Genomic DNA, 21981 nt, shown 5'->3' on the forward strand with positions numbered 1-21981 from the left:
CGGGAGGGAGTTCCCATGTACGAATATGCCATCGCCTGGGACTGGATAACCTTTGCTGTCCGCTGGCTGCACGTGATCACGGCTATCGCCTGGATCGGCTCGTCATTTTATTTCGTGGCGCTCGACCTTGGCCTGAAGAAGCACCCCGCGTTGCCTCCGGGCGCCTATGGCGAGGAGTGGCAGGTCCATGGCGGCGGCTTCTACCATATCCAGAAATATCTGGTCGCGCCGGCCAACATGCCCAACCACCTCGTCTGGTTCAAATGGGAAAGCTACGTCACCTGGCTGTCCGGCTTCGGCATGCTCTGTCTCGTCTACTACGCCGGGGCCGATCTTTATATGATCGATCCGGCAGTGCTCGACGTCTCCAAGCCGGTGGCGATCGCCATTTCGCTATGCTCGATCGCGGGCGGCTGGATCATGTACGACCTGATCTGCAAATCACCCTTCGGCAATGACAATACGCGGCTGATGGTGGCGTTGTATTTCATTCTGGTTGCTGTCGCCTGGGGCTATACGCACCTCTTCACCGGTCGCGCCGCCTTCCTGCATCTCGGTGCCTTTACGGCCACCATCATGTCTGCCAACGTCTTCTTTATCATCATTCCGAACCAGAAGATCGTCGTCGCCGACCTCATTGCCGGCCGCACGCCGGATCCGAAATACGGCCGGATCGCCAAGCAGCGCTCGACGCACAACAACTACCTGACGCTGCCGGTGTTGTTCCTGATGCTGTCGAACCACTATCCGCTGGCTTTCGGCACGCAGTTCAACTGGATCATCGCCTCGCTCGTCTTCCTGATGGGCGTGACGATCCGCCATTGGTTCAACGCCCGTCATGCAGATGCCGGCAAGCCGACCTGGACCTGGATCGTCACCGTCGTCCTCTTCATCGTCATCATGTGGCTTTCGACGGTACCGAAGATCCTGACGGGCGAACCGGTCACGAAGATCTCTGCCATCCAGCAGCCCTTCATAGCGGCGCAGGATTTCCCGAAGGTCCGCGATACCGTCATGGGACGCTGCTCGATGTGCCATGCGAAGGAACCGAGCTGGGAGGGCATCATCGCCCCTCCGAAGGGCGTCGTCTTCGAGACCGACCGCGACATCGCCGCCCATGCCCGCGAGATCTATTTGCAGGCGGGCCGCAGCCACGCCATGCCGCCAGCCAATGCCTCGCATATTACCGACGAAGAGCGCCGCCTGCTCGTTTCCTGGTATGAAAGTGCCGTCAAAGGGGAGAAGACCCAATGAATGAAGTTTTGATCCGTGGCCGTGTCCTGACCTTCCTTACCGAGCCGCAAGGCATCGATGATGCCGCTTCCTATCGCTATATTGAGGATGGTGCGGTTTTCGTTCGCGACGGAAAGATCGTGGAGGTCGGCCTCTATGGCGACATACTGAAGCTCGCTGGCGCCGATATCAGAATCAAAGATCATCGACCGAACCTCATTCTGCCCGGCTTTATCGACACACACCTTCATTTCCCGCAGACGCAGGCGATCGCGTCTTATGGCGCGCAGCTGCTCGAATGGCTGAACACCTATATCTTCGTCGAGGAGCAGAAGTTTGCTCGCGCCGCCCATGCGGCCGAGGTAGCCGACCGCTTCATGGATGAACTCCTGTCGAACGGCACGACGACGGCGGTTGCCTATTGCTCGGTGCATCCAGAAAGCGTCGATGCCTATTTCACAGCCGCCGAAGCCCGCGGCATGTGCATGATCGGCGGCAAGGTCATGATGGATCGCAACGCGCCGGACGCGCTGCGCGACACGGCGCAGCAGGGCTATGACGAAACAAAACGGCTCATTGAGAAGTGGCATGGTCGCGGTCGCGCGCATTATGCGATCAGCCCACGCTTTGCGATCACCTCCACCCCCGAACAGATGGAGATGAGCAGAGTGCTCGTCGCCGAGCATCCGGATTGCTATGTCCAGACGCATCTTTCCGAGAATCGCGACGAGATCGCCTTTGCTACCTCCCTTTATCCCGAGGCGAAGGACTATACGGATATTTACGCCCGTTACGGTCTGCTCAACAACCGCATGCTGCTTGGCCATTGCATCCATATGAGCGAGCGGGAAGTTTCCGTTCTGGCAGAAACCGGTGCGCTCGGCGTCTTCTGCCCGACATCGAACCTCTTCCTCGGCTCCGGCCTCTTCAATGCCGCTCGTTTCGACGAGCTCGGTGCGCGCTGGTCGGTTGCGACGGATGTCGGCGCCGGCACCAGCTTCTCCATGCTGGAGACTATGGACGAGGCCTACAAGGTGCTGCATCTGCAGGGCCAGCGGCTGACGCCGTTCAATTCTTTCTACCGCATGACGCGCGGCAATGCGCTGGCGCTCGGCCTGGAACGGCAGATCGGCTCGCTTCAGGCTGGCGCGGACGCCGATATTGTCATGCTCGATTCCAGCGCCAAGTCGGCAATGGAATTCCGCATGCGCACCGCAACCTCGCTGGCCGAGGAGCTTTTCATTCTCCAGACCATGGGTGACGACCGCTGCATCACCGAGGTCTATGTCGCCGGCAAGGCAATGAAGACCAAAAACAAGAAGCCAGGAGCGGTTGCGCGCCAGCCACTGCAACTCGCCTGACCAATTGATGCGGTGGGCCGCCGACGCCGTCGTCTTCCTATAGGAGACGGCGGCGTTTGGCGTTAGCGGCTGAATTCAGTGGTTTCTCTTGCTGTTCTGCTTCGTCAGAACCGGCCCTTCGCAAGGCGAACTCAAACGCGCCTCAACCTGCCGCCCATTGCCTTCGTCAGTTCCTCGGCGGCTGCCCGCACGACCGGACCGAGCGCGTCGACCCTTGCGTCCGGTAGCCGCACGGCTGGCCCCGAGACGGAAATGCCGGCAATGGCATCTCCATATTCATCGAAGATCGGCGCGGCCACGCATCGCATGCCGAGCGTGTGCTCCTCGTCGTCGATCGACCAGCCGCGCGACCGGATCTCGGCAAGGTCTTTTAGCAGAGTGGGAAGCGTGTCGCGGGTCCTGTCGGTGAAATGCTGGAGCGAGCGACCGCCGAGCACGGCTTTGATCCGGCTATCCGGCCAGGTCGAAATGATCGCCTTGCCGATGCCAGAGGCATGGATCGGGCCGCGCCGACCGGGCCTGAAAAAGGCGCGCATCGGCGCGTGGCTTTCCGCCTGGGAAATGAAAACGACGTCACCATCCTCCTCGATGGCGATATTGGCGGTCTCGCCGGATTCTTCCATCAATTGCTTCAGGAAGGGCCTACTGATGGTGCCGAGCTTGCGGAAGCGCAGATAGGCCGTTCCGATCTCGAAGGCTTTCACCCCGATCGTCCAGGCGCCCGTCTCGCCGTCATGGGTCACCATGCCGTGCTGGGCGAGAGACGTCAGCAGCCGATGTACGGTCGAAGGCGCCATGCCTGAGCGGTCGGCAAGATCCGTCAATACCGCGCCGTCAGCTTCGGCCACCAGGCCAAGGAGCTTCAAGCTGCGGTCAAGGACCTGGACGGACGAAGCCGCCGCATTCTCGGCCGGTTTCCGGCCCGGCCTGCCTCTCGTCTTTTCCCGATTTTCCGCCATGCCGCTCACTTCTTGTCCAAAGCGTGTCGCGATCTTTCGGATTCGCTCCCTACGCTTCGGTCTTCCTTCATCTACATGTCGTTATCGCAAAACCGCTGTGCATTTTGGCACGACATACCTGGGCTTCATGACATATCCGCTTCGCATCGATTGTTCCAGATTTGTTGAAAATGTTTATTTCCATATGATGAGATAGATTTCCATTTTTATATTGCATTCGAAGATCCATGCGGTACCTTCAATCCAGAAACGGAGGAATTCCCATGGCAAAGATGCGTGCAATCGATGCCGCAGTGCTGGTTCTGGAGAAGGAGGGCGTCAATTGCGCCTTCGGCGTTCCGGGTGCTGCGATCAACCCCTTGTATTCGGCAATGAAAGCGCGCGGCTCGATCCGCCATGTGCTTGCCCGTCACGTCGAGGGTGCAAGTCATATGGCCGAGGGTTACACCCGCGCTCGCGCCGGCAATATCGGCGTCTGCATCGGAACCTCGGGGCCAGCCGGCACGGACATGATTACCGGCCTCTATTCGGCCTCTGCCGATTCGATCCCGATCCTTTGCATTACCGGCCAGGCGCCCCGCGCCCGCCTCGACAAGGAGGATTTCCAGGCTGTCGATATCGCCAAGATCGCAGCCCCCGTCACCAAATGGGCCGTTACCGTCATGGAGCCGGCGCTCGTCCCCTTTGTCTTCCAGAAGGCATTCCATACGATGCGCTCCGGCCGCCCCGGCCCGGTCCTGATCGATCTGCCTGTTGACGTCCAGCTCGCCGAAATCGAATTCGACATCGACACCTACTCTCCGCTGGAACCTTACAAGCCCTCGGCGACGCGGGCACAGGCCGAAAAGGCGATCGCCATGCTGAATGCAGCCGAGCGGCCTCTGATCGTCGCCGGCGGTGGCATCATCAACGCCGATGCTTCGGACCTGCTCGTCGAACTTGCCGAAATCACCGGTGTTCCGGTCATTCCGACGCTGATGGGCTGGGGCACGATCCCGGACGACCATCCGCTGATGGCCGGCATGTGCGGGCTGCAGACATCGCACCGCTACGGCAATGCGACGCTGCTGGCCTCCGATTTCGTCTTCGGCATCGGCAATCGCTGGGCAAACCGTCATACCGGAAATGTCTCGACCTATACCGAGGGCCGGACTTTCGTGCATGTCGATATCGAGCCGACCCAGATCGGTCGTGTTTTTGCACCCGATTTCGGCATCGTTTCGGATGCCGGCGCTGCATTGAAACTATTCCTCGACGTCGCAACCGAATGGAAGACGGCAGGCAAGCTGCGTGACTGGTCCGCCTGGGCGGAGGAATGCCGCAACCGCAAGCGCACCATGCTGCGCAAGACGCATTTCGACCAGACGCCGCTGAAGCCACAGCGAGTCTATGAGGAGATGAACAAGGCTTTCGACCGCGACACCTGCTACGTCTCGACCATCGGCCTCAGCCAGATCGCCGGCGCGCAATTCCTGCATGTCTACAGGCCGCGCAACTGGATCAATTGCGGCCAGGCAGGCCCGCTCGGCTGGACGCTGCCGGCAGCGCTCGGCGTGCGTGCCGCAGATCCGGACCGGCCGATCGTTGCATTGTCCGGTGACTACGATTTCCAGTTCCTCATCGAGGAGTTGGCCGTCGGTGCGCAGCACAAGCTGCCCTATCTGCATGTGGTCGTGAACAATTCCTATCTCGGCCTCATCCGCCAGGCCCAGCGCGGCTTCAACATGGATTTCGAGGTCAGCCTCGCCTTCGACAATATCAACGCTTCAGGCGATGCGGAGCCCGGTTACGGTGTAGACCATGTTGCCGTCGCCGAAGGGCTGGGCTGCAAGGCCATCCGCGTCCGTAGCCCGAATGAGTTCCAGGAAGCGTTCACCACCGCAAAGAAGCTCATGGCGGAACACCAGGTTCCGGTGGTCATCGAGTTCATTCTGGAGCGCGTCACCAACATCGCCATGGGCCCCGACATCAATGCTGTAGTCGAGTTCGAGGAACTCGCCGAACGCGGCGAGGACGCCCCGACCGCGACCCTCGCTCTGCTGGACTGAAGGAGAGATCAAATGCCGAAATTTGCGGCCAATCTGACCATGCTTTTCAACGAGGCGCCCTTTCTCGAGCGCTTCGCACTTGCCGCCAAGGCCGGTTTCGAAGGCGTCGAGTATCTCTTCCCCTATGACTTCGATAAGGAGGCACTTCGCGCCGAGCTCGATCGTCATGGCCTGATCCAGGTGCTTCACAATCTGCCCGCGGGCAACTGGGCGGGCGGCGAGCGTGGGATCGCGATCCTGCCCGATCGCATCGACGAATTCCGCCGCGGCGTCGCCTCTGCAATCGAGTACGCATTGGCGCTCGGCTGCAAGCAGGTCAACTGCCTTTCCGGCATCGCACCGGCTGGCATGTCGGATGAGGTGCTGCGGACGACCTTCGTCGCAAATCTCGAATATGCCGCGGCCGAATTGGGCAAGCACGGAATTCGCCTGTTGATCGAGCCGATCAATCGCTTCGATATTCCGGGCTTCCACCTCAACACGCTCGATCAGGCAGCTTCGATCATCGCCGAGGTCGGCAGCGGCAACCTGTTCATTCAATACGATCTCTACCATCAGCAACGCACCGAGGGCGAACTGATCGGTACGTTCAAGAAGCATCAGGCTGAGATCGCCCATGTGCAGCTTGCCGACAATCCGGGACGCAATGAACCGGGCACCGGCGAGATCGCTTATCCGTTCGTTTTCAATGCGCTCGATGCGCTCGGCTACGACGGTTGGATCGGCTGCGAATACAAGCCGCGTACCACGACCGAAGCAGGGCTCGGCTGGTTTGCGACCGCCCGCCGCCAGGCTGAAAGCGCAACCATTCTCAATATCAGGAGCTAAGAACCATGGCACATATCGGATTTATCGGCCTCGGCATCATGGGCACCCCCATGGCACGCCACCTGCAGGACGCCGGCCATACCGTCATCACGTCCAAGTTTGCCATTTCGCCGCGCCAGGAGTTGCTCGACCATGGCCTGAAAATCGTCGAGACGCCGAAAGCACTCGCCGAAACCGTTGACACGATCATCCTCATGCTGCCCGATACGCCTGAGGTCAAGGATGTCCTCTTCGGCGAGAATGGCGTTGCCTATGGTCTTTCGAAAGGCAAACTCGTCATCGACATGAGCTCGATTTCGCCGATCGAGACCAAGGAATTCGCCAGGAAGGTTCGCGAAACCGGCGCCGAATATATCGACGCGCCTGTCTCCGGTGGTGAGGTCGGCGCCAAGAACGCCTCACTCTCGATCATGGCCGGCGGCTCTGAAGCAAGCTTCGAACGGGCGCTGCCGCTACTTCAGCTGATGGGAAAGAACATCACGCTCGTCGGCGATTGCGGCGACGGCCAGGTCACCAAGGTTGCCAACCAGATCATTGTCGCGCTGACGATCGAGGCAGTGTCGGAAGCTCTCGTCTTCGCGTCCAAGGCAGGAGCCGATCCCGCACGCGTGCGCGCGGCTCTGATGGGCGGCTTTGCCTCCTCGCGCATCCTCGAAGTGCATGGCGAACGCATGATCAAGCGCACCTTTGAGCCCGGCTTCCGCATATCGCTGCATCAGAAGGATTTGAATCTTGCACTGCAGGGGGCCAAGGCGCTTGGCGTCTCGCTGCCCAACACCGCCTCGACGCAGGAGCTCTTCAATCAATGCGCCGCCAACGGTGACAGCGGTCTCGACCACTCCGGCCTCGTCAAAGCGTTGGAGCGCATGGCGAACCATCCTGTCGCCTAGAGCATTTCCAGGAGAAGTGCGTAGCGGTTTTCCTTCCGGAATGCGTACAGAAACAGAAAGTAGAGCGTTTTCGCGCTTCGGAAGAAAAGCGGACACGCTCTAACATGTGAGAAACCCGATGCCGAGCATTGCCGATCCCCGCGCCTTTCTGGAGACGCTGTTCTATGCGGCGGTCGCCGCTGCCGATCCAGACAAAGCGCTCGCCGCCCATCTGCCGGAAAAGCCGAAAGGCCGCACGGTGGTGGTCGGCGCCGGCAAGGGGGTGGCGCAGATGGCGCGCGCCTTCGAGCGCCTGTGGGATGCGCCACTTTCCGGCATCGTCGTCACGCGTTACGGCTATGCCGTACCCTGTGAGCGGATAGAGGTCCTCGAAGCCGCTCATCCAGTGCCGGATGAAAGCGGTCTGCTCGCAGCGGAGCGGCTGATGGCCGCGATGAGCGATCTCACCGAAGACGATCTCGTTGTCGCCCTTGTCTGCGGCGGCGGCTCGGCATTGCTGCCGGCCCCTGCCGGCGATCTCACGCTTGCTGACGAGATCGCCGTCAATCGGGCGCTGCTTGCCTCCGGTGCGCCGATCAGCGCGATGAATGCCGTGCGCAAGCAGGTCTCGCGTATCAAGGGAGGCCGGCTGGCCGCCCTTGCCTATCCGGCCCGCGTCGTCTCACTCGTCGTTTCGGATATTCCAGGCGATAATCCCGCCCTCGTCGCCTCCGGCCCGACGATTGCCGACGCGACCACGCGCACAGATGCGCTTGAGATCATCAATCGCTATCACCTTGATCTGCCGGAAGCTGTCACGCACCATCTCAAGGACGGCAAGGACGAGCCGCCGCTGCCATCAGATCCGCGCTTCGCCCGCAACGACGTCAAACTCGTCGCTTCGGCAGCCATGGCACTGGAGGCTGCGGCCGATGTCGCACGCAAAGCGGGCGTCGAGGCGATCGTGCTCTCCGATGCCATCGAAGGCGAAGCGTCGGAGGTCGGCCGGCAACATGCTGCGATCACGTCCGAAATCGCGCGCCGAAGCCTATCGTCTCAAGATCCCATCGTCGTGCTCTCCGGCGGCGAGACGACCGTGACAATCAAGGGCAAGGGCAAAGGCGGCCGCAACAGCGAGTTCCTGCTTTCCTTCGCCTGCGCTATTTCCGGCCGGAAGGGCATTTCCGCGCTCGCCGCCGACACGGACGGTATCGACGGTTCGGAAGACAATGCCGGCGCCTTTGCCGACGGCACCACCGTTTCACGCCTTGCCGATCAGGAGAAGGATGCCGCCGAATTCCTTGGCCGCAACGACAGCTGGTCGGCCTTCGCCGCTCTCGACGACCTCTTCGTGAGCGGTCCGACCGGCACGAACGTCAACGACTTCCGCGCGATTCTTTTGAACGGCTGACGAACTGCCGCAAGCACGCTCCGAGGGGTTTTCCGCGCTCGCTATCCGCGGGCAGGATCATTGGCGGCAGGCAATGCGTCCCGGCAATTGCCGCCGTGAACCCAGCTGCTTTCCCGATGTGTCGGCCGCTCTTGCGCTAGGTCGGAAACGGTCGTTGATGACAAGACCGCCCCAAACGATGGTTTCGGGATGGAACGGATGATTTCGCTGTCATTGGCGAGAATATTATTCCAAAATCGTTTCAGAAATTAGCAAATCACTATAGGCTTAATATCGACTCGACTGTGCGTACGCTTCGAGCGAGTTCGCTGCGCCCGTCGAGCAAGACAATCCTGCGAAGAAAAGCCGACATGCCCAAAAGAACCTCTCCGCTCGTCGCGTTTCAGTCCAAGACATTCCGCTCGCTCTGGTCGGCAACGCTCATCTCAAATCTCGGCGGATTGGTTGAAGGCGTGGGTGCCGCCTGGCTCATGACCAGCCTTGCCACATCCCACGGCATGGTGGCACTGGTCCAATCCTCCACTACCTTGCCCGTCATGATTTTCTCGCTTGCGGCCGGCGCGCTTGCCGATAACTACGAGCGAAGACGGATCATGCTGATTGCGCAGATGCTGATGCTGTGCGTGTCCGCAACGCTCGCCGTGCTGTCCTACAGCAATGCCTTGACGCCGTGGCTGCTGCTGAGCCTCACCTTCCTGATCGGCTGTGGAGGTGCCCTGCACAATCCGTCATGGCAGGCCTCGATGGGCGATGTCGTTCCGCGTGACCATCTGCCGGGTGCCGTCGCGCTCAATAGCATGAGCTACAATCTGATGCGTAGCATCGGCCCTGCGATCGGCGGCCTCATCGTCGCAGCCGCAGGTGCTGCTTTCGCCTTTCTCTTCAACGTCTTCTGTTATTTCGCCCTGATTTTCGCCTTGTGGCGCTGGAAGAAGGCCCCCGCCCGCAACATGTTGCCGCGCGAGCCCTTCGGCAGCGCAATGTCGGCTGGATTCCGCTACGTCCTGATGTCGCCGAACCTGCTCAAGGTTATGTGCCGCGGCTTTGTCTTCGGCCTGACGGCGATCGTCATCCTGGCGCTGCTGCCGCTGGTTGCGCGCGACCATGTGCATGGCACCGCCATTACTTACGGCATCATGCTCGGCTTCTTCGGCTTCGGCGCGATTTGCGGCGCGCTGCTGATCGGCCGCATTCGCGATCTCCTGAGCAATGAGTGGGTGATCCGCGGCGCATTCTTCACGCTGGCGACCAGCAGCTTCTGCCTGGCGCTGAGCAATCAACTGTGGCTCAGCTGTCTGTTGTTGATGCCTGCAGGCGTGGCATGGGTACAGGCCTTCTCGCTGTTCAACGTCACGGTTCAGCTTTCCACGCCGCGCTGGGTCGTTGGCCGTGCTCTTTCGCTCTACCAGACCGCCACCTTCGGCGGCATGGCGGCAGGAAGCTGGCTCTGGGGCGAACTGGCCGACAGTCATGGCGTAACCGGCGCCCTTCTCATTGCAAGCGCCACGCTCGCGATAGGCGGTCTGCTCGGTCTTCTGTTGCGGCAACCGGATTTTGAATCCCTCAATCTCGATCCGACGAACACGTTCAGCGAACCGCAACTGCAGCTCGACCTGCGTTCCCGAAGCGGCCCGATCCTGGTCATGGTGGATTACAGCATCGATCAGGAAGACGTAGCTGAATTCCTGGCCGTCATGGCGCAGCGCCGCAGGATGAGAATCCGGGATGGCGCAAAGCAATGGTCGCTGCTGCGCGATCTCGAAAAGCCGAACACCTGGACGGAAAGCTACCATCTGCCGACCTGGATCGATTATGTCCGCCACAGCCAGCGCCAGACGCATGCCGACGTCGAGGTTTCCGAGCGCCTTGATGCGCTGCACCGAGGCGATCAACCGCCAATCATCCATCATATGATCGAACGACAAACGGTACCGCGGCATGACGACATGCCTCTGAAGCCCTATCTCGACGCGACATGATAGAGCTGAGCGAGCAGGCTTCCCGCTTCAGCTCTGTCTCTTCAGCCGTCTGATTATGATCATCACGCCCGAATGTCTCGCACAAAAATTGCGTGGCAGGCCGCCGATTGCGATGATGGCCGACGGCTCGACTTTTTTCCGCCTTGGCTGTTTACTCATGCGTGAAGCGGGGGCGATGATGAAAACTCTTTTTCTTGCATTTTTGGCAACGACAGTATCTTGCACCACGGCGTTTGCATCTGGCACCATCTATTATGGCTCTCGCGCCGGGATGGAAGTGACAATCGTCAACATGTCCGGTCTCGATACATCGCATGCGGAAATCCGGACCAAGCACACACGGGAAAACGCAGTCGCCTTCTGCCGTGAGTATGTTCAGAAAGTCACGCCGGATTGTATCAAGCAGGAGTTGGCGACGCCGTTGAATGACCTCATCCAAGCCGATTGCAAAACCGGAGTTTTTACAGATTTCGTTGGCGACCGGCATCAGTTCCAGGGTCGTAATCCAGCGGCCGGCAGCATGGCCAAATATCGGCTGGTGGACTTGAAGACGAATGAGGCCGCTGATGGTTCCTCCGCGTCCGGCTATTCGACAAATATGGGGATCTTTCGGGCTTTGTGCCCAAGAACTGCGCCGCAAGACGACTGAGGCGCAGCTGCACTCCTCACTCTTTCATTCGCTGACAACGTGACAACAGCGCCCCATCTCTTCGAGATCAACCGAAATGCAATCGGTCAGATTTGGCATCCTTTCAGGAAGATATCGGCACAGATCCGGGCGCGCTGGGCAATCTCGTCGATACCAGGCGTCTTTTGCTGACGCAGGATCGCGGCGCGCTGCGGTTCCATGATCATCATTCCGCGCAGCATGCCGGAGGCCATATGCGGGTCCTCGAGCTTGATCAGCCCGCGTTCGACCTGCGTTGTCAGCCATTTCTCCATCACCGCATTCGAGCCGACGATGGCGGTCTCGTAGAAGCTCTTGGCGATTTCGGGAAAGCGGTCGGATTCCGCGATAATGAGGCGCATCATGTCCACCGTATCATCCGACATCGTCAACATACCGTAGGCCGTCAGAAGTCGCTCCAGCCCCTCCCGCAAATCCATCGTTGCGAGCGTCGACTGGTCAAGCGCCAAGAAGAACCGATTAATGCGATCGGAAATGATGCTCGACAGCAAATCCGCCTTGGCCGGGAACAGCCTGTAGAGCGTCTTCGTCGAGACACCGGCCGTTTGTGCGATCGCGTTGATGCTTGTGGCGGCATAGCCATTTTCCCGAAACTGGGTGTCCGCTGCCTCGATGATCAGGCTTTTCGTATCGTCGTCGCAACGGATCTGGGGTCGACCCCTCGACCGCTTCTCGATTAATTGAATTTCGACCATAATAATTTTCCAAATTCCTGTTGACTTCCATTTTATAGCGCATATTTTGGAAAACAGCAAGTTTCCTAAATATCGAGCCGAGAATTTTGGCGGCCTATCCATCCGTCGAAGCCGGTCCTTCGGGAGTAACAGCAATGGAAAGCAAGGTTCATGTGTTGAATGCCGGCAAGCAGGCGCCTGCCGCAGAGGCACCGTCCATGGACGCTGGCAAGCCGGGCGTGCCGGCGGAACTGGCGCGTATTGCCTCTGAGGAAAAGCCGGCGACGAAGCGCGGCAAGCCGTTCCTGATCGGAGCGACCGCGCTCGTCGTCATCGCCGCCGCTGCCTATTACGGGCATAATTACTGGACGATCGGCCGCTTCCAGGTATCGACCGACGATGCCTATGTGCAGGCCGACAACAGCGCTATTGCACCGAAAATCTCCGGCTATGTCACCAATGTCCTCGTCAGCGACAATCAGCCCGTCAAGGCGGGACAAGTGCTTGCCCGCATTGACGATCGCGACTTCAGGACGGCGCTCGACCAGGCCAAGGCCGATGTTGCCGCCGCTCAAGCCGATGTCGAGGCCAAGCAGGCTTCTCTCGACATGCAGCAATCGCTGATATCGGCCGCCCAGGCGACGGTCGACGTCGACAGGGCCAACGAGACCTTTGCCGAACAAAACGACAAGCGCTATGCGAGCCTTTCGGTGAATGGCTACGCCGCGGTGCAAACCGCACAGCAGGCCGCTTCTCAGATCGCCGCTGCGCGCGCCGCCATCAATCGCGACACCGCGTCGCTTGCGGCAACCACCAAGCAGGTCGATCTGTTGAAAGCGCAGCTGGCACAAGCCAAGGCGACAATTGCCCATGATCAGGCGGTCCAAAGCCAAGCCGAGCTCAATCTCTCCTATACGGCCATTACCGCTCCGCTCGACGGCGTCGTCGGCAATCGCACGCTCCGCGTCGGCCAATATGTCCAGGCCGGCACGCAGCTGATGTCGGTGGTGCCGACATCGGCAGCCTACATCATTGCCAATTACAAGGAGACCCAGTTGACCGACGTGCGGGCCGGTCAGCCGGTCGACATCGAAGTCGATATGTTCCCCGGCCGCACCTATCACGGCCATGTCGACAGCCTGGCACCCGCCAGCGGCCAGGAATTTGCGCTGCTGCCGCCGGACAATGCCACGGGCAATTTCACCAAAGTGGTGCAACGCATCCCGGTCAAGATCGTCCTTGACGCAGACAGCGCAACATCCGGCGACCTACGCCCCGGCATGTCGGTGCAACCGAGCATCGACATCAAGACGGCCGATCAGGGCCACGGCGCGTGAATGCCGAGGATGAGGAGTACGGAACCATGTCCACCACAACAGCCGCCGCCGTCCCACAGCAAAGTGCGAAGGCCAGCACCAAAGAATGGATTGCCGTGCTTGCCGGCATGATCGGCGCCTTCATGGCAATTCTCAACATACAGATCACCAACGCCTCTCTCCTCGACATAGAAGGCGGCATCGGCACGGGCGTCGACAACGGCGCCTGGATATCGACCTCTTACCTGATCGGCGAGATCGTCGTCATTCCATTGACCGCTTTTTTCAGCAGCGTCTTCTCGTTTCGCCGCTATATCCTCGTCAATTCGATCCTTTTTCCGCTGTTCTCGATCGCCTGTGCCTTCGCGCATGATCTTGGCACGATGATCGTCCTGCGCGGGCTGCAGGGCTTTGCCGGCGGCGTGCTCATCCCGATGGCCTTCACCATGATCCTCACCAAGCTGCCGAAATCGCAGCAGCCGACGGGGCTTGCCATCTTCGCTCTCTCGGTCACCGTTGCCCCGGCGATCGGCCCCACCATCGGCGGCTATCTGACTGAAAACTACGGCTGGCAGACGATCTTCTTCATCAATGCCTTGCCAAGCGCCATCATGGCGATCGCCCTTGCCCTTACGCTTGAAAAGGCGCCGATGCGGCTCGGCCTTCTGAAAGAGGGCGATTGGGCGGGGATCGTCACGATGGCGATCGGGCTTTCGGCACTGCAGACCGTGCTTGAGGAAGGCAACAAGGACGACTGGTTCTCCTCACCCTTCATCCTCAAGCTCAGCGCCATCGCCGTCGTCTCGCTCGGCGCCTTCATCTGGATCGAGCTGACGGTCCAGAACCCGCTGGTGAAGCTGAGGCTGTTAAAGCAGCGCAATTTCGGCATCGGCGTTCTCGTCAATGTGCTGGTCGGCTTCGCCCTCTTTGGCTCGGTCTATATCCTGCCGCAATATCTCGGCCAGGTGCAGCGCTACAATGCCGAGCAGATCGGCAACGTGCTCGCCTGGACGGGTCTGCCGCAGCTCATCCTGATCCCGCTGGTTCCGATGATGATGAAGCGCTTTGACGTCCGCTATATCGGCTTTCTCGGCATCGGCATCTTCGCGGTAAGCTGCTTCATGAACGTGACGCTTTCGGCCGATACCGCCGGCGACCAATTCTGGATCCCGAATATCGTGCGTGCCGTCGGCCAGGCCATGGTCATCACGCCGATCACGGCAATTACCACCGCCGGCATCGCAGCGGCTGATGCCGCCGCGGCGTCCGGCCTGACCAACATGCTGAGAAACCTCGGAGGCGCTGTCGGAACGGCGACGCTCGGCACGGTGCTCACCAAGCGCGAACAGTTCCACTCCAACATCATCGGCCAGTCGGTGACGCTCTCCCGCGACGAGGTAAGAGAGCGGCTGACGCAGGTGACCAATTATTTCCTCTCGCATGGGGTCTCCGATCATGCCCTTGCCACGCAGAAAGCGACGGTCGCTCTCGGCAGTCTCATCAAGCGGCAGGCGCTGATCATGGGCTTCGGCGATACCTTCGCCGTAATCGGCATTTTGCTGGCAATAGCGGCTGTCGCCGTCCTTCTTGCCCGCAAGCCCGCCCCTGGCGGCGGAGCGGGCGCCCACTGAGACAAGCGCAGGATGCGCGTGGCGCGAGGACCTGGTTCTTCGCGCCATGCGGATATGGTTGGACATCGCGAACCGGCCGGCCCGATCGTCGGTGACCAAAATCTGACCGACAAGAAATTCTCCGGCAACCCGACCCAATCCTACCGCATCCGCGAGCCGCTCCGGGTTACCGGTGAGGTCAAAGGCCCGCAAAGGCACTCTCCCCAACAACTAAGATACCAAGGATCACCTTGAACGCCGGAAGGCGCAAGGCATCGAAGCGATCCGCTGATCGCCGTCGGCAACAGGCTCATGGCCGATACGCCGAAACATCCGGTCGCTATCGAGATCGAGCCCGGTTGACGCCTAGGCCTCGACGGCGCTTTCGGCGATATCGATCGGGTCGCTCCGTCCACTGCGTCTGATGGCCTGTGGCGGTTGCCCGAAAGCGCGCAGAAAAGCACGCCGCATACGGTCACGATCGGCGAAACCCGTCTGGCGCGCGATGACGTCGATCGGGTGGCGGCTCTGTTCCATCAGGAGTCGCGCCGCCTCGACGCGCAGGCGCTCAACGATTTTGGCGGGCGGCTGCCCGGTCTCCGCCAGAAATGCCCGGCTGAACTGCCTGGGGCTGAGGCTTGCCACCTTGGCCAGTTGGGTGACCGAAAGTTCCGTTTGAAGGTTGCGCCGCGCATAGGTCAACGCGCGCTGAATACGGTCGGACTTCGGCGCGATGTCGAGAAGCTCGGAGAACTGCGACTGTCCTCCGGGTCGCCGGTGATAGACGACCAGCTTGCGCGCGACCGCCCGCGCAATTTCCACGCCATGATCCTGCTCCACGAGCGCAAGCGCCAGATCGATCGCGGCGCTCGCACCTGCAGAGGTCCATATCGGCCCATCGGCGATGAAGATGCGATCCTGCTCGACCTTGACCGCCGGGAAGCGGTCGGCCAGTTCGCGCGCGTGGAACCAATGCGTCGTCGCTCGCCTTCCATCAAGAAGACCCGCCTCCGCAAGGACAAAAGCGCCGGTGCAGATCGAAACAACGCGGCGGTGGCGAGCGGTCGCGTCTTTCAGATGCTCGACGAGCCTGGGCGGAAACGGAACGATCGTCGGGGCTCCGGCAATCATAAGGGTATCGAAGCTCTGTCCGCGCAGCTCGACGGTATCGACGTCGACGCCGATGCAACTCCGAACGAGCCCACCCGTCATCGACACGGTCACCACCTCATAGGCGGGTTCCGGCAAGGTGCGGTTGGCGAATTCGAACGCCGATAGGGCGCCCAGAGAGAGCATGTGAAAGCTTGGATGGACCAGGAAACCAATGGTCTGCATCGTCCTCACCGTGAATGTCTTGAAACGTCGTATATATGACATTTGTGCCGCAGCACTGCAACCCCACATCTCTTTCGTAGACGTGCAGGTCATTCGAAATCGAGACCGCTCGCCCCTCAAGAAAGGATGAAAGTCATGCCAATGAAGACCCTTTACACTGCCCAGGTCCACACCGTCGGTGGCCGCGAAGGCGCGGCACGCAGCGCTGACGGCCGGATCGACGTCCGCCTCGCCGCGCCAGGCTCCAAGCGCCCGGGCACCAATCCCGAGCAATTGTTCGCCGCCGGATGGTCAGCCTGCTTCGAAGGCGCACTTGCCCGCGCTGCGGGAGAGGCCGGCGTCGCACTGCCGGTCGACACGGCCGTCGATGCCGAAGTCGATCTCAACATCGACGAGATCGAAGGTTTCTCGATCAGCGCCCGGCTCGCCGTCAGCCTGCCTGGGCTTGAGCGGCAAGCGGCGCAGGCTCTGATCGACCGCGCACACGCAATCTGCCCTTATTCAAAGATGGTACGCGGCGGGATCGAAGCCGCCGTCGCCCTGGCCTGATCGGAGACAGATAATGTCCATCATCGAAACCAACATCGATCGCCGCAACTTTCTCGCGTCGTCCCTGGTCGGCGCAGTCGCTTTGAGCGTTCCGTTCGCCGCGCGGGCGGGCGTCGTAGCGGGCAGTGCGGAAATTCGCCCCTTCATCTTCCAGGCGTCAAAGGAATCGCTTTCCGATCTGCGCTCGCGCATTCGCGCAACCAAGTGGCCGGAACGTGAGACCGTTCGCGACGCGACGCAAGGTGTGAACCTTGCCACGATGCAGAAGCTCGCCGACTATTGGGCCAACCATCACGACTGGCGCAAGGCCGAGAAGGCAATCAATGCTCGGCTGAACTTCATTACCGAGATCGATGGGCTCGACATCCACTTCATTCATGTGAAGTCGAAGCACCCCGACGCGCTTCCGATCATCGTCACTCACGGCTGGCCGGGCTCGATCATCGAGCAGCTGAAGATCATCGAACCGCTCACCAATCCGACCGCCTATGGCGGCACCGCGGCGGATGCGTTTCACGTCGTCATTCCGTCGCTTCCCGGCTACGGCTTCTCCGGCAAGCCGACCGCAACCGGCTGGGATCCTCAGCATGTCGCGCGGGCCTGGGTCGAGCTGATGCGCCGCCTCGGCTATACCCGCTACGCCGCCCAGGGCGGCGATTGGGGAAATGCGGTCACCGAACAGATGGCGCTCCTCAAGCCGGCGGGATTGATCGGTGTTCATACCAACATGCCCGCCACCATTCCGGACGACATCGCCAAGCTTCTGCCCGATGGCCCCATGCCGGCGGGCCTTTCTGCCGACGAACGCTACGCCTGGGAACAGCTCGCCTTCTTCTACAAGCATGGGCTTGGCTACGCCCAGGAAATGGCAAACCGGCCGCAGACGCTCTATGCGCTTGCGGATTCGCCCATCGGGCTGGCCGCCTGGATGCTCGACCACGACGATCGCAGCCGTGATTTAATCACGCGTGTCTTCGATGGTGCCTACGAAGGACTGACGCGAGACGACATCCTCAATAACATCACCCTCTATTGGCTGACGAATACCGCGGTCTCCTCGGCACGCCTCTATTGGGAGAGCAAGCTCGCCTTCTTCCAGCCGAAGAGAGTCGAGTTGCCGATGGGCGTCAGTGCCTTCCCCGACGAGATCTACACTGCGCCGGAGAGCTGGGCTCGCAAGGCCTATCCGAACCTCGTTCACTATAATCGCCTGCCGAAAGGCGGCCACTTTGCCGCCTGGGAACAGCCGCAGCTCCTGACCGCAGAACTGCGTGCAACCTTTCAGTCGCTGCGGTGAATAAGCTGCATCGTCTCAGACACGGCAACGGCTGAGGTCATCGCGTAGAATTGACGGTCAGCACAACCTTAATGCCATCGCCGGCATGCTCCCGATTTGCTTTATGACGGGAGCACTCGGCGGTGGCGTCTCAACTATCTGGATTCCCCAGCCCGAACCGATTTAGCGAAGCGCCACCATTCTTATTTTAATTCCTCCAAATCGTTTCGCCTGCTTTTGCATTGCCTTGACCAAGGCCATATCAATTCAGGACATTGACTTTTGTCAGCTATGATGAATTATGTCAGAGTGTTCATTTTGAAAGAGCAGCATGCCGATCCGCTCCAACGACCAGATTATTCACAAGGCCGCCTGGCTCTACTACACGCATGGCATGCGCCAGGATGAAGTGGCCCAGCGCCTGGAGATCTCGCGCGCATCGATTGCCATGTATTTGCGCCGCGCGCGCGAAATGGGGATCGTCACGATTACCACCTCCAACGAACTCTTCTCGGATGATGTCCTCGCCCGGGAGCTGGAGGACGCGACAGGCCTGACGTCCGTCTGGATCGTGCCGGAAGATCGGCAAGCCATGGATCCGGCTGCGGAAATGCCTGTTGTCGCAGCTTCCGTTTTCCTCGAACTCATCAATAAGGGCGACCGGATTGGCGTCGCCTGGGGTCGCACCGTCTATCACATTGCCGACGTCATGCCATTTGCCGATCTGCGCGGCGTTACCGTGGTTCAGCTCTGCGGCAATCTTGGCGCGCCCTACTCCTATCGCCCCGACCAATGCACGACGGAAATCGCCCGGCGGCTCAATGCCGAAGGCATCAATCTCTATGCCCCCCTCGTGCTCTCTTCGGAACGGCTTGCGGAAGAACTACGCTCCGAACCTGTCATTCGCGAGCAGCTTGCAACGATTTCCGACTGCCAGCTCGCGCTCTACTCGGTGGGCGGCATCGAGGATGATAGCCACCTCGTCAAATGTGGAGCGCTTTCAGCGGCAGAAATGCACGCGATGGGCAGCAAGGGTGCGGCTGGAGTCATAGCCGGGCAGCTCATCGACCGCGATGGCCAATGGATGGATTGCGGCCATAACCGCCGCTGCATGTCTGCCGATCTCGGCTCCATCCGCGCAATCAAGAAGCGTATGCTCGTGGTGCAGGAAGACAGCAAATTCGAACCCCTGGTCGCTGCGCTCAAAGGCGGCTTCGCCTCGCACCTCATCGTTACCGCATCGATGGCACGGCGCATCCTGGATCGCTGGAGAACAGAAGGGCTCGACAGAAACAGCTCAGGCAAGACCTGAGCCTGTCACATGGCCCACCGATACGGGAGGGGCCGTTTCACCGGGAGGTAAACTAAAATGGAAAATCTCTGGCGCGACGATGTCGCGGAAAAAGTCGTGGCCGATTATCAGGCCAAGGGCGTCAATCGCGATCTTGCATTGCGCACCTATACGACACGGCTTTTGGGAGGTGAACCGCGGCTCGTGCTGCATGGGGGCGGCAACACCTCCGTGAAGACTGAGATGACGGATCTGGTCGGCGATACCCACACCGTCCTCTGCGTCAAAGGCAGCGGCTGGGATATGGGCGTCATCGAGCCGCCAGGCCTGCCCGCCGTCCGGATCGGGCCGCTTCTGAAGAGCCGGAAGCTCGCAAAGCTGTCGGACGAGGATATGGTGACGCTGCTGCGCGCCAATCTCATCGATCCGATGGCACCGAACCCCTCGGTGGAAGCGCTCCTGCACGCCTTTCTTCCGCACAAATTCGTCGATCACACCCATTCGACGGCGATCCTTGCGATCGCCGACCAGGCGAAAAGCCGGGAAATGTGCACGGAGCTGTTCGGCAAGAAGATGGGCTTCGTACCCTACATCATGCCGGGATTTGCACTCGCCAAAGCGGCGGCGAAAGTCTTTGAACGGGATCCGACGGTCGAAGGTCTGATTCTGGACAAGCACGGTATCTTCACCTTCGGCGAGACGGCAAAGGAAGCCTACGACCGGATGATCCATTACGTGACACTGGCGGAGGACCATGTGAAGCGGAATGGCCGTCATCCTTTCACGGCGGCCGCCCTGCCCGCAGATCTCGCAAGCCCCGGCGATATCGCTGCCATGCTGCGCGGTGCCGTTGCGGTCGACAAGGGCGAAGGTCGTTTCGACCGGATGGTCAGCGTGTTCCGCACCTCGCCGGCTATCCTCGACTTCGTCAACTCCGCCGAAGTTGCCGACATGGCGGCCCGCGGCGTCTCGACCCCCGATCTTTCCATTCGCATCAAGACCGGACCGATGGTGCTGCCGGCGCCGACGAAGGAAAATCTCGCCGGCTATCGTGGCATAATCGACGAGCGCGTCGCCGCCTTTGCCGCCGACTATACCGAGTATTTCCGCAGCAACGATGCGCGGGATGACGTCGAGCGCATCATGCTCGATCCGATGCCGCGCCTGACTCTGGTGCCTGGCCTCGGCATGTATGGTCACGGCCGGACCTACAAGGATGCGACAATTGCCGTGGATGTCGGGGAGATGTGGATCGAGGCTGCGCGGGACGCGGAATCGATCGGCCGGTTCGAGCCGGTCAGCCGGCCGGATCTGTTCGAGCTCGAATATTGGTCGTTGGAACAGGCGAAACTCGCCGGCGCCAAGCCCAAGCCCTTCACCGGTCAGGTCGTGATGGTCACGGGTGGTGCCGGTGCCATTGGTGCCGCCATCGTCAAGGCATTCGCAACCGAAGGCGCCCATGCCGTCGTGCTCGACCTCGACGGCGAGAAGGCAAGGACGGTTGCCAAATCCGTTGGCAACGCTTCGATCGGCCTTGCTTGCGACATAACCGACCCTGCCTCGGTTCGCGCCGCCTTCGACGCTGCGGTTGCCACCTTCGGCGGTGTCGATATTGTCGTCTCGAATGCGGGTGCCGCCTGGGAGAGCCCGATCGCGACCATGGACGATGCACTGCTGCGTAAAAGCTTCGAGCTGAACTTCTTCGCCCATCAGAGCGTGGCGCAAAATGCGGTACGCATCATGAAAGCACAGGGAACCGGCGGCGTTCTGCTCTTCAATGCCTCCAAGCAAGCGGTCAATCCCGGTGCCAAATTCGGCGCCTATGGGCTTGCGAAAGCAGCAACCCTGTTCTTGTCCCGCCAATATGCATTGGAGCATGGCGCCGACAGGATCCGGGTCAACGCCGTCAATGCCGACCGTATCCGATCAGGCCTGCTCAATGACGAGATGATCGCCAACCGCGCCGCTGCACGCGGCGTGTCCATTTCCGAATATATGGGTGGGAACCTTCTTGGCCTTGAGGTGACGGCCGAGGACGTCGCCCGCGCTTTCGTTCACCATGCTCTGGCCGAGAGAACGACGGCGGATGTAACGACCGTCGATGGCGGCAACATCGCGGCCGCCCTTCGCTGAGACCAGCGCAATCTCGCAAAGGAAATTGCCCCCATCCGGGGGCAATTTTTGTCGGCATGTCCAAGGATGCAGTTGCCAACAGGCAATAAGTCATGACCTCCACCAGAGGTGGAGGTTTGAAACGCTGCGCTTGAACCGCTAGAAGCGGTTTTGTTAGCGCTTAGTAGCTACGATTGAAGAGGTCGGCAAAGTCGGAAGCTTTGTCGGCCTTTTCCTGATTACGGATATAACGTCTGACGACCTGCTCGTCATAGCCAGCCGTCGATACGAAGTACCCGCGCGCCCAAAAGTGATAACCCTTGTAGCGGCGCTTGCGCGCATATTTATTGGCAACGTAAAGGGCTGTCTTGCCCTTCAAAAAGCCGACAATATGCGCAACCGAGTATTTCGGCGGGATCGATATCAACATATGCACATGGTC

Annotated in this window: 19 protein-coding genes; 15 read left to right on the forward strand and 4 right to left on the reverse strand. The window is 60.3% G+C overall.

The features are described 5' to 3' along the window. The first annotated feature begins 15 nt into the window (after nucleotides 1-15). Nucleotides 16-1254, forward strand: coding sequence for a urate hydroxylase PuuD (locus GA0061102_RS28885; protein ID WP_092855623.1), 1239 nt, complete (start codon nucleotides 16-18; stop codon nucleotides 1252-1254). After that, nucleotides 1251-2594, forward strand: coding sequence for a guanine deaminase (gene guaD / locus GA0061102_RS28890; RefSeq protein WP_092855625.1), 1344 nt, complete (start codon nucleotides 1251-1253; stop codon nucleotides 2592-2594). Before GA0061102_RS28885 ends, guaD begins: the two co-directional genes overlap by 4 nt. Nucleotides 2595-2725: 131 nt before the next feature. On the opposite strand, the gene bhcR is transcribed toward guaD, so the two are convergent. After that, nucleotides 2726-3553: an HTH-type transcriptional regulator BhcR gene (bhcR, locus tag GA0061102_RS28895; protein WP_092855627.1), complete on the reverse strand. Its 828-nt coding sequence runs from the start codon at nucleotides 3551-3553 to the stop codon at nucleotides 2726-2728. A gap of 263 nt (nucleotides 3554-3816) precedes the next feature. Here bhcR and gcl point away from each other — a divergent pair, with 263 nt between their 5' ends. From gcl to GA0061102_RS28925, 6 genes are all read left to right on the forward strand, one after another. Next, nucleotides 3817-5601 carry a glyoxylate carboligase gene (gcl, locus tag GA0061102_RS28900; RefSeq protein ID WP_092855628.1) on the forward strand — a complete coding sequence of 595 codons (1785 nt, stop codon included), beginning with the start codon at nucleotides 3817-3819 and terminating at the stop codon, nucleotides 5599-5601. Nucleotides 5602-5613: 12 nt separating this feature from the next. Next, the gene (gene hyi, locus GA0061102_RS28905; RefSeq protein WP_092855630.1) at nucleotides 5614-6429 is read left to right on the forward strand and encodes a hydroxypyruvate isomerase; all 816 of its coding nucleotides are present in this window, start codon (nucleotides 5614-5616) and stop codon (nucleotides 6427-6429) included. A 5-nt stretch (nucleotides 6430-6434) separates the two neighbouring features. Continuing rightward, nucleotides 6435-7319: a 2-hydroxy-3-oxopropionate reductase gene (gene glxR / locus GA0061102_RS28910; RefSeq protein WP_092855632.1), complete on the forward strand. Its 885-nt coding sequence runs from the start codon at nucleotides 6435-6437 to the stop codon at nucleotides 7317-7319. 118 nt (nucleotides 7320-7437) lie between these two features. Continuing rightward, nucleotides 7438-8709, forward strand: coding sequence for a glycerate kinase type-2 family protein (locus GA0061102_RS28915; RefSeq protein ID WP_092855634.1), 1272 nt, complete (start codon nucleotides 7438-7440; stop codon nucleotides 8707-8709). A 350-nt stretch (nucleotides 8710-9059) separates the two neighbouring features. Beyond that, nucleotides 9060-10688, forward strand: coding sequence for an MFS transporter (locus tag GA0061102_RS28920; RefSeq protein ID WP_092855636.1), 1629 nt, complete (start codon nucleotides 9060-9062; stop codon nucleotides 10686-10688). Between the two features lie 55 nt (nucleotides 10689-10743). Continuing rightward, nucleotides 10744-11337 (forward strand): hypothetical protein, encoded by a 594-nt coding sequence (locus GA0061102_RS28925; RefSeq protein ID WP_245298173.1) that lies wholly within the window; start codon nucleotides 10744-10746, stop codon nucleotides 11335-11337. 86 nt (nucleotides 11338-11423) lie between these two features. On the opposite strand, the gene GA0061102_RS28930 is transcribed toward GA0061102_RS28925, so the two are convergent. After that, a complete protein-coding gene (locus GA0061102_RS28930) occupies nucleotides 11424-12071 on the reverse strand; it encodes a TetR/AcrR family transcriptional regulator (protein ID WP_092855642.1) in 648 nt (215 codons plus the stop codon). Between the two features lie 134 nt (nucleotides 12072-12205). Between GA0061102_RS28930 and GA0061102_RS28935 the strand changes: the two genes are divergently transcribed. Genes GA0061102_RS28935 through GA0061102_RS34125 form a run of 3 tightly spaced genes read left to right on the forward strand, consistent with a single transcriptional unit; the run spans nucleotide 12206 to nucleotide 15231 of the window. After that, a complete protein-coding gene (locus GA0061102_RS28935) occupies nucleotides 12206-13387 on the forward strand; it encodes an HlyD family secretion protein (RefSeq protein ID WP_092855644.1) in 1182 nt (393 codons plus the stop codon). 26 nt (nucleotides 13388-13413) lie between these two features. Beyond that, nucleotides 13414-14997: a DHA2 family efflux MFS transporter permease subunit gene (locus GA0061102_RS28940; RefSeq protein WP_092855645.1), complete on the forward strand. Its 1584-nt coding sequence runs from the start codon at nucleotides 13414-13416 to the stop codon at nucleotides 14995-14997. Between the two features lie 54 nt (nucleotides 14998-15051). Beyond that, on the forward strand, nucleotides 15052-15231 hold the full coding sequence (locus tag GA0061102_RS34125) for an NAD(+)--rifampin ADP-ribosyltransferase (protein WP_425348574.1): 180 nt from the start codon (nucleotides 15052-15054) through the stop codon (nucleotides 15229-15231). 111 nt (nucleotides 15232-15342) lie between these two features. Here GA0061102_RS34125 and GA0061102_RS28950 read toward each other — a convergent pair whose 3' ends face one another. Continuing rightward, nucleotides 15343-16311 carry a GlxA family transcriptional regulator gene (locus GA0061102_RS28950; protein ID WP_092855657.1) on the reverse strand — a complete coding sequence of 323 codons (969 nt, stop codon included), beginning with the start codon at nucleotides 16309-16311 and terminating at the stop codon, nucleotides 15343-15345. Between the two features lie 135 nt (nucleotides 16312-16446). Here GA0061102_RS28950 and GA0061102_RS28955 point away from each other — a divergent pair, with 135 nt between their 5' ends. The 4 genes from GA0061102_RS28955 (at nucleotide 16447) to GA0061102_RS28970 (ending at nucleotide 21560) form a co-directional block, all read left to right on the forward strand. After that, nucleotides 16447-16860: an organic hydroperoxide resistance protein gene (locus tag GA0061102_RS28955; RefSeq protein ID WP_092855647.1), complete on the forward strand. Its 414-nt coding sequence runs from the start codon at nucleotides 16447-16449 to the stop codon at nucleotides 16858-16860. 13 nt (nucleotides 16861-16873) lie between these two features. Continuing rightward, the gene (locus GA0061102_RS28960; RefSeq protein WP_092855648.1) at nucleotides 16874-18157 is read left to right on the forward strand and encodes an epoxide hydrolase family protein; all 1284 of its coding nucleotides are present in this window, start codon (nucleotides 16874-16876) and stop codon (nucleotides 18155-18157) included. 310 nt (nucleotides 18158-18467) lie between these two features. After that, nucleotides 18468-19448 (forward strand): sugar-binding transcriptional regulator, encoded by a 981-nt coding sequence (locus tag GA0061102_RS28965; protein WP_092855650.1) that lies wholly within the window; start codon nucleotides 18468-18470, stop codon nucleotides 19446-19448. Nucleotides 19449-19505: 57 nt separating this feature from the next. Next, nucleotides 19506-21560 carry a bifunctional aldolase/short-chain dehydrogenase gene (locus GA0061102_RS28970; protein ID WP_092855653.1) on the forward strand — a complete coding sequence of 685 codons (2055 nt, stop codon included), beginning with the start codon at nucleotides 19506-19508 and terminating at the stop codon, nucleotides 21558-21560. A gap of 160 nt (nucleotides 21561-21720) precedes the next feature. On the opposite strand, the gene tnpA is transcribed toward GA0061102_RS28970, so the two are convergent. Further along, nucleotides 21721-21981, reverse strand: a 261-nt coding sequence (tnpA, locus tag GA0061102_RS28975; RefSeq protein ID WP_139115119.1) for an IS200/IS605 family transposase, incomplete at its 5' end; no start/stop codon positions are given.

This window comes from Martinezella miluonensis, assembly GCF_900094545.1.
Lineage (GTDB): Bacteria > Pseudomonadota > Alphaproteobacteria > Rhizobiales > Rhizobiaceae > Rhizobium > Rhizobium miluonense.